Source organism: Streptomyces sp. P5F9 (assembly GCF_057961495.1).
Genome location: NZ_JBXVPZ010000347.1, coordinates 1 through 10,557, shown reverse-complemented (window position 1 = coordinate 10,557; position 10,557 = coordinate 1). Strand labels below are relative to the sequence as shown.

Annotated in this window: 12 protein-coding genes; 6 read left to right on the top strand and 6 right to left on the bottom strand. The window is 69.5% G+C overall.

Annotated elements, in window-relative coordinates; genetic code table 11:
• Nucleotides 1–275, bottom strand: a 275-nt coding sequence (locus AC31A1_RS37540) for a DUF6758 family protein (RefSeq protein WP_489657587.1), incomplete at its 3' end; no start/stop codon positions are given.
• Nucleotides 276–422: 147 nt separating this feature from the next.
• Here AC31A1_RS37540 and AC31A1_RS37535 point away from each other — a divergent pair.
• Complete coding sequence (locus AC31A1_RS37535; protein WP_489657586.1) at nucleotides 423–1,661, top strand: MFS transporter; 1,239 nt, start codon at nucleotides 423–425, stop codon at nucleotides 1,659–1,661.
• Between the two features lie 54 nt (nucleotides 1,662–1,715).
• Here AC31A1_RS37535 and AC31A1_RS37530 read toward each other — a convergent pair whose 3' ends face one another.
• Entirely contained in the window at nucleotides 1,716–2,312 is a 597-nt protein-coding gene (locus AC31A1_RS37530; RefSeq protein ID WP_489657585.1) for a suppressor of fused domain protein, read from the bottom strand.
• 521 nt (nucleotides 2,313–2,833) lie between these two features.
• Between AC31A1_RS37530 and AC31A1_RS37525 the strand changes: the two genes are divergently transcribed.
• On the top strand, nucleotides 2,834–3,952 hold the full coding sequence (locus AC31A1_RS37525; RefSeq protein WP_489657584.1) for a magnesium and cobalt transport protein CorA: 1,119 nt from the start codon (nucleotides 2,834–2,836) through the stop codon (nucleotides 3,950–3,952).
• A gap of 22 nt (nucleotides 3,953–3,974) precedes the next feature.
• Entirely contained in the window at nucleotides 3,975–4,490 is a 516-nt protein-coding gene (locus AC31A1_RS37520) for a hypothetical protein (protein ID WP_489657583.1), read from the top strand.
• Between the two features lie 6 nt (nucleotides 4,491–4,496).
• Here the strand turns inward: AC31A1_RS37520 and AC31A1_RS37515 are convergent, their stop codons facing one another.
• The gene (locus AC31A1_RS37515; RefSeq protein WP_489657582.1) at nucleotides 4,497–5,216 is read right to left on the bottom strand and encodes a LolA-like protein; all 720 of its coding nucleotides are present in this window, start codon (nucleotides 5,214–5,216) and stop codon (nucleotides 4,497–4,499) included.
• Nucleotides 5,217–5,427: 211 nt separating this feature from the next.
• On the opposite strand from AC31A1_RS37515, the gene AC31A1_RS37510 reads away from it, so the two are divergent.
• Genes AC31A1_RS37510 through AC31A1_RS37500 form a run of 3 tightly spaced genes read left to right on the top strand, consistent with a single transcriptional unit; the run spans nucleotide 5,428 to nucleotide 8,513 of the window.
• Nucleotides 5,428–6,753 (top strand): magnesium transporter MgtE N-terminal domain-containing protein, encoded by a 1,326-nt coding sequence (locus AC31A1_RS37510; RefSeq protein ID WP_489657581.1) that lies wholly within the window; start codon nucleotides 5,428–5,430, stop codon nucleotides 6,751–6,753.
• The gene (locus AC31A1_RS37505; protein ID WP_489657580.1) at nucleotides 6,743–7,336 is read left to right on the top strand and encodes a DUF1003 domain-containing protein; all 594 of its coding nucleotides are present in this window, start codon (nucleotides 6,743–6,745) and stop codon (nucleotides 7,334–7,336) included. Before AC31A1_RS37510 ends, AC31A1_RS37505 begins: the two co-directional genes overlap by 11 nt.
• 43 nt (nucleotides 7,337–7,379) lie before the next feature.
• Complete coding sequence (locus AC31A1_RS37500) at nucleotides 7,380–8,513, top strand: Mrp/NBP35 family ATP-binding protein (protein ID WP_489657579.1); 1,134 nt, start codon at nucleotides 7,380–7,382, stop codon at nucleotides 8,511–8,513.
• A 61-nt stretch (nucleotides 8,514–8,574) separates the two neighbouring features.
• On the opposite strand, the gene AC31A1_RS37495 is transcribed toward AC31A1_RS37500, so the two are convergent.
• From AC31A1_RS37495 to AC31A1_RS37485, 3 genes are all read right to left on the bottom strand, one after another.
• The gene (locus tag AC31A1_RS37495) at nucleotides 8,575–9,237 is read right to left on the bottom strand and encodes a hypothetical protein (protein WP_489657578.1); all 663 of its coding nucleotides are present in this window, start codon (nucleotides 9,235–9,237) and stop codon (nucleotides 8,575–8,577) included.
• Nucleotides 9,238–9,516: 279 nt separating this feature from the next.
• Nucleotides 9,517–9,957 carry a sec-independent translocase gene (locus AC31A1_RS37490; protein WP_489657577.1) on the bottom strand — a complete coding sequence of 147 codons (441 nt, stop codon included), beginning with the start codon at nucleotides 9,955–9,957 and terminating at the stop codon, nucleotides 9,517–9,519.
• 201 nt (nucleotides 9,958–10,158) lie between these two features.
• On the bottom strand, nucleotides 10,159–10,557 hold a 399-nt coding region (locus AC31A1_RS37485; protein ID WP_489657576.1), incomplete at its 5' end, for a S1C family serine protease.

Here is a 10,557-nt window from a genome sequence, read left to right as displayed (position 1 = left end):
GGCCCGGAACAGGCCACAGCCGTAGCCCGCCCCCCACTACGGTCGTCCCCCGCACAGGCCACGCCGGTGAACAGCCACCCGACGGGCAACGGCCACGGCATCCACACCGGCACCTTCGTCCGATGCACCACGACACTGAGCGCCTCGACGCTGGGCGGGATCACGGGCTGCAGCGGATGCACCGTCCCATGGACATCGCACTGCCAGGAATCGGCGAAGAGTCCGGGAGCCCTGACCCGGCCACCACACTTCGGGCAACTGGCTTCGCCCCTCATAGGGCCCCACGGTCCTACCCTCACCCGCGCACGTCAAGGACGATCACCCGTCCGGCCGGGCCACTCACGGAACGGAACTAGATGTAACTTGCATTCATTACCTTGTCTAACTTACTATGTGCATATACCAACTACTTGGGAGGAAGCATGGACGACCCCTTCGACAAGGGAGCCGACACCGGCTCGGGCAGCATCCTGCGGCAGCCCAAGGCGGTCTGGGCCACCGCCGGCGCCTCGGTCGTCGCCTTCATGGGCATCGGACTCGTCGACCCGATCCTGCCGTCGATCGCCAAGGGCCTGGACGCCACGGCGAGCCAGGTCTCCCTGCTCTTCACCTCGTACTTCCTGATCACCGCCATCGCGATGCTGGTGACCGGCTTCGTCTCCAGCCGCATCGGCGGCAAGAAGACCCTGCTGCTCGGCCTCGCCCTCGTCGTGGTCTTCGCCGGCCTCGCCGGCACCTCGGGATCGGTCGGCGAACTCGTCGGCTTCCGGGCCGGCTGGGGTCTCGGCAACGCGCTCTTCGTGTCCACGGCCCTCGCCGTCATCGTCGGCGCGGCGGCCGGCGGCAGCGCCGCCGCGATCCTGCTCTACGAGTCCGCCCTGGGCCTCGGCATGGCCTGCGGCCCGCTGCTCGGCGCCCTGCTGGGCAACCAGAGCTGGCGCTACCCCTTCTTCGGCACCGCGTTCCTGATGGCGATCGGCTTCCTGTGCATCACGGTGTTCCTGAAGGAACAGCCGAAGCCGGCCCGGAAGACGTCCCTGCTCGACCCGCTCAAGGCCCTCGGCCACGGAGGTCTCGCCTCCGCCGCCGTCTCGTCCTTCTTCTACAACTACACGTTCTTCACCGTGCTGGCCTTCACCCCGTTCGTGCTGAACATGACCCCGTACAAGTCCGGTGCCGTGTTCTTCGCCTGGGGCGTGCTGCTCGCCGTCTTCTCGGTCTTCGTCGCCCCGCGCCTGCAAGGCCGCTACGGCTCCCTGAAGGTGCTCGGCGGTTCACTCGTACTGCTCGCCGCCGACGTCCTGGTCCTCGGCTACGGCAGCCACACCACCGCCATCGTCTGCACGATCCTGTCCGGCGCCTTCATCGGCGTGAACAACACCGTCTACACCCAGCTGGCCCTGGGCGTGTCGGACGCGCCGCGCCCGGTGGCGAGCGCGGGCTACAACTTCGTCCGCTGGTTCGCCGCCGCTGCCGCGCCGTTCTTCGCGCCGAAGATCGAGGGGTGGAGCAACATCCACATCCCGTTCGTGGTCGCGGCCGTCACTGCGGCGCTGGGCGCGCTGGTGGTCCTCGTACGACGGAACGCGCTCACGCACGAGGCCGAGGAGCTGGAGCCCGGGCACGCGGTGGAGGACAGTGTCGCGGTGTTCGCCAACTGACGGATTCCGGCCGGGCGTTGGTGACATCGGTCACGCGCGCGGCCGGTCGGACAGTCAGTCGAGCGGGACGGACCTGCGGGAGGGATCCCGGAGGTCCGTCCCGTTCGTCAGCCAGCGTTCCTGGAGGGCCTGGGCGCCGTGGACGCGCTTCCAGGCGGCCTCGTTCGGGGTCATGGGCAGCAGCGGCAGGAAGCGCACCGGGTCGAGAGGCTCGTCCAGTTCCAGGTCCTCGACCAGGCCGCCCGGCTCGGCGACCAGCACCGAGGTGAACGGGGCGCCGGGCCACAGCGGTTCACCCACGTCGAGCGAGGCGCCGGGGGCCACGATCACACCCTCGACCTGCGGGGACGCGGCGAGCACGGCAAGGGGCCGGAGCACCTTGTCGGTGTCGGCGAGGCCGCCGCGGACGGAGAGGACCAGCTCGGCGCGCGGGCCCGCGACCGGGTCGGCGAGCATCGCCGTGGGGTCGCTCATCGGCTGCGCGGACATGCCGAGGGTGGCGTAGCGGACAACGGTCCCGTCCTGGTTGTCGCCCGGGAAACGCAGGACCTCGACGCGGTCCGTGCCGAGGAAGGTGACCGCGGCGCGGGCGTCCGGTTCGCCCAGCGCGGTGCGCAACCGTGCCTCGACCAGAGCAAGAACATCAACCATGCGGCGAGCATAGAACTCGTCAGTACCGGGCAAAGCAGCGCCTTGACAGTTCAGTCGGCTGATAGTCTTGGCCGGTCGTTCGGGGCAGCACGCAGAAGCGTCGCGCATCAAGTCCCGACGCCGTTGACACTCCCCCACGGGGGACCGGCCGGAGGAGGTGGGGCTGCAATGGACCGAAGTCGGCCTGGCAGTACCACCCGCTCTTCCGGCCGCTGATGTCGTCGCTCTGGCTCTGCTTCTAGCCTCCAGCCGGCTGCCGCCGCCTCTCGCACTTCTTCACTGTCGCGGAAGAGCACTTCGTTTCTTTTTCCTGATCTGCCTGATCTGTCCGGTGTGTTCGATCCGGCCGATCTGTCTGTTCCGAAGTCAGTGCCTGTATCAGTAGCGAAGCTCGCCACCGCGACGGTGCGGTGCTCCCCGCTTTGTGGACGTGCCAAACATCCGTACCCAGGACGTCCCCATTCCGGGCAGTTCCAACCGTCCGCCGGCGCCTTTCGTTGCTCGACGCGAAGGAGCCCGCCATGTCGATGATCCGCGACCTGCGTGCCGTGGTCCGCCCGTCCCGTCCCTCCCTGCGCAAGGACGGCGGCGCGTACGACACGACCCGCGACCCCGGCACCCCCTCGGCCGTCGTCGACTGCGCCGTGTACCGCGACGGCGCCCGTATCGACACCGGCAAGCCGCTCACCCCGCACGAGGCGATGCGCCTGGTGCGCCGTGACGGCGGCTTCGTGTGGATCGGCCTGCACGAGCCGACCGAGGCCGAATTCGCCGGTATCGCCCGTGAGTTCGGACTCCACCCGCTCGCCGTCGAGGACGCCGTACAGGCCCACCAGCGGCCCAAGCTGGAGCGCTACGACGACTCGCTCTTCACCGTCTTCAAGACCATCCACTACGTCGAGCACGACCAACTCACGGCCAACAGCGAGGTAGTCGAGACCGGCGAAGTCATGTGCTTCACCGGGCGGGACTTCTTCATCACCGTCCGGCACGGCGGCCAGGGCTCGCTGCGGGCGCTGCGGCACCGGCTGCAGGACGACCCGGAGCTGCTCGCCCGCGGTCCCTCGGCGGTGCTGCACTCGATCGCCGACCACGTCGTCGACGGCTATGTCGCGGTCGCGGACGCGGTGCAGGACGACATCGACGAGGTCGAGACCGAGGTGTTCACGCCGGGCCGCAAGGGCGGGGTCTCGCGCGGTGTCGACTCGGCGCGGATCTACCAGCTCAAGCGCGAGGTACTGGAGTTCAAGCGCGCGGTGTCGCCGCTGCTGCGCCCCATGCAGCTGCTGAGCGAGCGGCCGATGCGGCTGATCGACCCGGACATCCAGAAGTACTTCCGCGATGTCGCCGACCACCTCGCCCGCGTCCACGAGCAGGTCATCGGCTTCGACGAGCTGCTCAACTCGATCCTCCAGGCCAACCTCGCGCAGGCGTCCGTCGCCCAGAACGAGGACATGCGGAAGATCACCGCGTGGGCCGCGATCATCGCCGTACCGACGATGGTGACGGGCGTGTACGGCATGAACTTCGACAACATGCCTGAGCTCCACTGGAAGTACGGCTATCCGCTGGTGCTCGCCTTCACCGTGACCGTCTGTCTGGCGATCCACCGCACGCTGAAGCGCAACGGCTGGCTGTGAGCGGCCTGGATAGGCTGAGCCCATGACTAGCAGCGAGCTGCTCGACCAGGCCCTCGTCGAGGAGGCCACGAAGAAGTCCGGGCTCGTCTGGGTCAACGGTCCGGGCGTCCCGGCCCGTGCCCTGTGGCACGTCTGGCACGAGGGCGCGGCCTGCCTGATCGGCGACGGACCGGGCGAGCAGCCGCTGCCGGGACTGACCGACGGCGGCCCCGCCGAGGTCACGGTCCGCAGCAAGGACAAGGGCGGCCGGCTCGTCTCGTGGACGGCGAAGGTCGTGGAACTGGCCCCGGACTCCGAGGCCTGGACGGCGGCCGTCGCCGAGCTGAAGGGCAAGCGCCTCAACGCCCCCGACGGCGAGGCGATGACGGCCCGCTGGGCCCGCGAGTGCCGGGTGCTGCGCCTGGAGCCGACGGGAGCGACGGCCGACCTGCCGGAGGGTTCGCTGGCGGAGCCCCCGCTGCCGACCCCGGCGACGACCCGTCAGCCGGTCCCGGCCGGGTTGCCGCGCCTGCTCCTGAAGAAACGCAAACGCCGGTAACTGCCTTCAGGAAGACGGCAGTTGTTTGCCGTAGTCGACAGTGTCGTCGCCCGCCGGCTCCTTCACCGTGAAGCTCTTGCCCCAGTCCGAGAAGGTCAGGGTGCCCGCGCCGCCCGCGCGGACCAGCCGGAGCGGATACGGCTTGCCCTCCAGGGACACGTCGAGGGTGCCGCCGGAGCCGTCGTCGCCGGTGATGCGGATCGTCCGGACACCGTTCTGCGCGTGGTGCCCGTCCGTCGCGAGCGAACCGTGCAGGGTCAGCAGACTGGAGAGGAGGACGTCCTTGTCCGTGAAACCACTGAACTTCTTGTACGAGGGGTCCCCCTGCGGCACCTTCACGTACTTGCCGTGCAGCGAGTCGCCGGCGCCCGAGTCCCCGTTGCTGTTCCAGAAGTCCGCGTCGGCCTTCAGGTACAGCTGCTCGCCGATCCGCAGCAGCCCGAAGGTCGACCCCTTCGAGGTGACCGACCCGCTGCCGCCGTCGGACTTCAGCCGCATGTCGAGCGTGTACGTCCGCCCGCTCGTGACGACGGTCCCGGACAGCCGTACCGCGTCGGCGGCACCCGCGGCCGTCACCGACCTGGACTGGATCTTGTCGGCGGCCAGCTTGCCGACCCCGTTGGTCCCCGCGTCCGGGTCCCCGCCGCCGCACCCCGTCAGGGCCACGACACAGACCGCGCCGAGCAGCGCCGCACGACGGTTTCGGACCTGGGGGATCGCAGTCACAGGTGGGGTGCCTTCCGTGCGAGGGGGGCGATGGCGTACGGCAGCGTACCGGGGCCGCGAGGTGTCGGCGGAGCCAGTCCGTCCGGACCGCCCACCAGCGCGGATCACATGGGGACGGGCTAGCCTGAAGCCCGTCCGAGCAGGCATTTCGGAACATCCGGAAACCACGGAATCCATCAGCGGATCAGCAAAGAAAGAAGGAGGTGCGGCCATGGCAGCCGGCGCTCCCCGAGTCTTCGTGTCGCACCTCTCCGGTGTCGCCGTCTTCGACCCGAACGGCGACCAGGTGGGCCGCGTCCGCGACCTCGTCGCCATGCTCCGCGTCGGCCGGCGGCCCCCGCGGCTGCTCGGCCTCGTCGTCGAACTCTCCACCCGGCGCCGCATCTTCCTCCCGATGACCCGCGTCACCGGCATCGAGTCCGGCCAGGTCATCACGACCGGCGTGCTGAACGTCCGCCGCTTCGAGCAACGGCCCACCGAGCGGCTGGTGTTCGGCGAACTCCTCGACCGGCGCGTCACCCTCGTCGAGACCGACGAGGAGGTCACCGTCCTCGACCTGTCCGTGCAGCATCTGCCGGCCCGCCGCGACTGGGAGATCGACCGGGTCTTCGTCCGCAAAGGCAGGACCGGCGGAGCCTTCAGAAGGGCCAAGGGCGAAACGCTGACCGTGGAGTGGTCCGCCGTCACCGGCTTCTCCCTGGAGGAGCAGGGACAGGGCGCGGAGAGCCTCCTGGCCACCTTCGAGCAGCTGCGCCCCGCCGACCTCGCCAACGTCCTGCACCATCTCTCCCCCAAGCGCCGGGCCGAGGTCGCCGCCGCCCTGGACGACGACCGCCTCGCCGACGTCCTCGAAGAGCTCCCCGAGGACGACCAGATCGAGATCCTCGGCAAGCTGAAGGAGGAGCGCGCGGCGGACGTCCTGGAGGCGATGGACCCGGACGACGCGGCCGACCTGCTCTCCGAACTCCCCGAGGACGACAAGGAGCGCCTGCTCAACCTGATGCAGCCCTCCGAGGCAGCCGACGTACGCCGCCTGATGTCGTACGAGGAGCACACCGCGGGCGGCCTCATGACGACCGAGCCGATCATCCTGCGGCCGGACGCGACCGTCGCCGACGCGCTCGCCCGGGTCCGCAGCGCCGACCTCTCCCCCGCGCTCGCCGCCCAGGTCTACGTCTGCCGCCCGCCCGACGACACCCCGACCGGCAAGTACCTCGGCACGGTCCACTTCCAGCGGCTGCTGCGCGACCCGCCGTACACCCTGGTCAGCGCGATCATCGACGACGACCTGCAACCGCTCGACCCGGACGCGACGCTTCAGCTCATCGCCGGGTTCTTCGCGACGTACGACATGGTCGCGGCGCCCGTGGTCGACGAGACCGGGTCGCTGCTCGGAGCGGTGACCGTGGACGACGTGCTGGACCACATGCTGCCGGAGGACTGGCGGGAGACCGAGTTCCATCTCGACGAGGGCGACAGCGACGGCGAGAACGAGGCATCGACAGAGGCTGAGGAGGCGGCGGCTCATGACTCCTGAGCGCGAGTCCACGCGCGAGCGGACACCGGCGGGCGCGACCGCCACCACCCGGACCCGGGCCCGGCTCGACCAGCCGCGTTCGCCCCGGCGCCGGTTCCTGCCCGAGTACGACCCGGAGGCGTTCGGGCGGCTGTCGGAGCGGATCGCGCGGTTCCTGGGCACCGGGCGGTTCATCGTCTGGATGACGATCGTCATCATCGTCTGGGTGCTGTGGAACATCTTCGCGCCGCGGGACGTGCGGTTCGACAACTACCCGTTCATCTTCCTGACGCTGATGCTGTCGTTGCAGGCCTCCTACGCTGCCCCGCTGATCCTGCTCGCGCAGAACCGGCAGGACGACCGCGACCGGGTCAACCTCGAACAGGACCGCAAGCAGAACGAGCGGTCGATCGCCGACACCGAGTACCTCACCCGCGAGATCGCCGCCCTGCGCATCGGCCTCGGCGAGGTCGCGACCCGGGACTGGATCCGCTCCGAGCTGCAGGACCTGGTGAAAGAGCTCGACGAACGGGAGAACGGCCACCACAAACACGTCGTATTCCCGGCGGAACGGTCGCACGGACGTGACGTAGACGACCGGTGACCGACTTACCTGGGGCCCGGCGCGGCGCCGTACCATCGACCCTATGGCTACGGAAGACGCGGTGCGTGAAGCGCTGTCGACGGTGAACGACCCCGAGATCAACCGACCCATCACCGAGTTGGGGATGGTCAAGTCGGTGGAGATCGGTGCGGACGGAGCGGTCGCGGTCACCGTGTACCTGACGGTCTCCGGCTGTCCCATGCGCGAGACGATCACGCAGCGCGTGACGGAGGCGGTCCTGGGCGTCGAGGGCGTCACCGGTGTGGACGTGACCCTGGACGTGATGAGCGACGAGCAGCGCAAGGAACTCGCGACCGCCCTGCGCGGTGGCAAGGCCGAGCGCGAGGTCCCCTTCGCGCAGCCCGGCTCCCTCACGCGCGTGTACGCGGTCGCCTCCGGCAAGGGCGGCGTCGGCAAGTCCTCGGTGACGGTGAACCTCGCGGCGGCGATGGCCGCCGACGGCCTGAAGGTCGGTGTCGTCGACGCCGACATCTACGGCCACAGCGTCCCGCGCATGCTCGGCGCCGACGGCAGTCCCACCCAGGTCGAGAACATGATCATGCCGCCGTCGGCACACGGCGTGAAGGTCATCTCCATCGGCATGTTCACCCCGGGCAACGCGCCGGTGGTGTGGCGCGGCCCGATGCTGCACCGCGCGCTCCAGCAGTTCCTGGCGGACGTGTACTGGGGCGACCTGGACGTCCTGCTGTTGGACCTGCCCCCGGGCACGGGAGACATCGCGATCTCCGTCGCCCAACTCGTCCCGAACGCCGAGATCCTGGTCGTGACGACCCCTCAGCAGGCGGCGGCCGAGGTCGCCGAGCGGGCCGGCTCCATCGCCGTACAGACCCACCAGAAGATCGTCGGCGTGGTCGAGAACATGGCGGGCCTGCCGTGCCCGCACTGCGGCGAGATGGTCGACGTCTTCGGCACGGGCGGCGGCCAGTCGGTGGCCGACGGCCTCACGCGCACGACGGGCGCCTCGGTCCCCGTCCTCGGCTCCATCCCGATCGACGTCCGCCTCCGCGAGGGCGGCGACGAGGGCAAGCCGGTCGTCCTGACGGACCCGGACTCCCCTGCGGGCGCGGCACTGCGAGCGATCGCGGGCAAGCTGGGCGGCCGGCAGCGCGGCCTTTCGGGCATGTCGCTGGGGATCACCCCGAGGAACAAGTTCTAGGGATCTTCTTACGACGATGGGGGCGCCGTCCGGTGAGACGGCGCCCCCATCGTCGTAGCCGCTACTGGGCTGCGTAGATCGTGATGTCCTTGATCATGGCGAAGCCGAGCCCGTAGGCGCTCATGCCCCGGCCGTACGCCCCCACGTGCACGCCCTCCTGAGTCGACCCGGCGAGGACCCAGCCGAACTCGGACTCGCGGTAGTGGAAGGGCGTGGGCACGCCGTCCACGGGGAGGGACAGGGTCGACCAGTCGTCGCCGGCGAGGTCGTCGGCCAGCACCCAGGCCGTCTCCGTCTGCTGCTCCAGCCAGTCGTCGCGCAGGGTGTGGTCCATCTGGCCGGGCCAGGTGAAGGACAGCAGCCCCACACCGGCGAGCCAGGCCGCCGAGGAGACCGAGGTGGCCTCCAGGAGGCCCGTGCCGTCGGCGGTGCGGCGGGCGGGGTTGCCCGCGACGGTGACGACGACCGCGAACTTCTCCTTGTCCTCAGTGCCTTCGTTGCGTACGGAGGGCTCGTCGCCGTGCCCGATCGAACCGTGCTCGACGGCTCCGTCCGCCGCCATGCCCACCTGCATCAGCCAGCGCGGTCCCGTGAAGGCCTCGTCGAGGCCGTACCACGGGAAGGGCGCCAGCAGGTAGCCGTCGACCGTGCGCCGGGCGGAGGGGAGCTGTTGTCCACCCTCCGCGGCCGGCGCCTGCGCGCCTACCCGACTCGTCGTCTCCATGCTCCGGACGCCTCCTCGTTCTCGTCGGACCGGGGCGGCCCGCCCCCCTTCGGGCGACTCGCCCGGTCCGCACAACAACTCGGCAGCATAGCCACCTCGTGCGAGGCAGCCTGGAAAGCGCCCGGCGCGCGAGGCGCACGGGGGCCTTGTTCAGGCCGTACGGAGGCGTGGAAGTGGCTGGGGACGTATGAAACGCGTCACGTAGGACGCGGTCGGGCGACTGTCCTCATGCGGCTCGGTCGGCGTCCGCTTACGGCTCGGCCGGCGTCCGCCTACGGCTCAGGTGGCGTCCGCGTCGAAGGGCGGGCGGTCGTCCTTCTCCGGGTCCTCGGACTTCTTGGTCATGTCAAGACGACCGCTGCCGGAGGACGAGGACGGCGAGGAAGAGGAGGGGTTGTCCGCGCTCTGGACCGCCTCCGTGACCTCGGCCATCTCCTTCTTCAGGTCGAAGCCGTTGCGGATCTCCTTGAGCCCCAGTTCGTCGTTGTCCAGCTGCTTGCGCAGGAACGTCTTGGGGTTGAGGTCCTCGAAGTCGAAGTCCTTGAACTCCGGGCCCAGCTCCTCGCGGATGTCCGCCTTGGCGCTCTCCGAGAACTCTCGGATCTTCCGGATCGTCCGCATGACGTCCTGGATGACCTTCGGGAGCTTGTCCGGACCGAAGACGAGCACGGCGAGGACAATGATCGTCACCAGCTCTAGCGGGCCTATGTCATTGAACACCTGAAGCTCCTTGCGATGTCCTCGGTCCTCGGCCCTCGGTGGTCTGTGCGGGTCTTCCGTGGTCCGGGCCGGGTCCACGGTACCCGGCGATCCCACCCGACCGGTACTGTCCCGGGGGCTACGAGTGGGTGTACACCACCGGTTTTCCGGGTTGTTTGCCTAGTGGGACGGGGCGCGGGCCTCTCACCTGTGACGTTTCTGTCAATCACCGGTCGCCGAGCCCAGAACGAGCGACAAGGTCATGTCTTTGCCGCCTCGCAGCAAGGTCAGCCGCAGATGGTCGCCGGGCCGATGAGCACGCGTCCTGACGATGAGCTCGTTCCCGGAGTGGACAGGCTCGCCGTCGACCCGGGTGATGACGTCGCCCGCCTTGAGCCCCGCCTTCGCACCGGGACCGCCCGCGGTGACGGCGGGCCCGTCGCCGCTGCCCTTCGTGGCGACACGAGCCCCGTCCCCCGCGTATTCCATGTCGAGGGTGACGCCGATGACCGGATGGGTCGCCTTCCCGGTATTGATCAGCTCCTCGGCAACACGCCTGGCCTGATTGACGGGAATGGCGAACCCGAGCCCGATGGACCCGGCCTGCCCACTCTCCGTCCC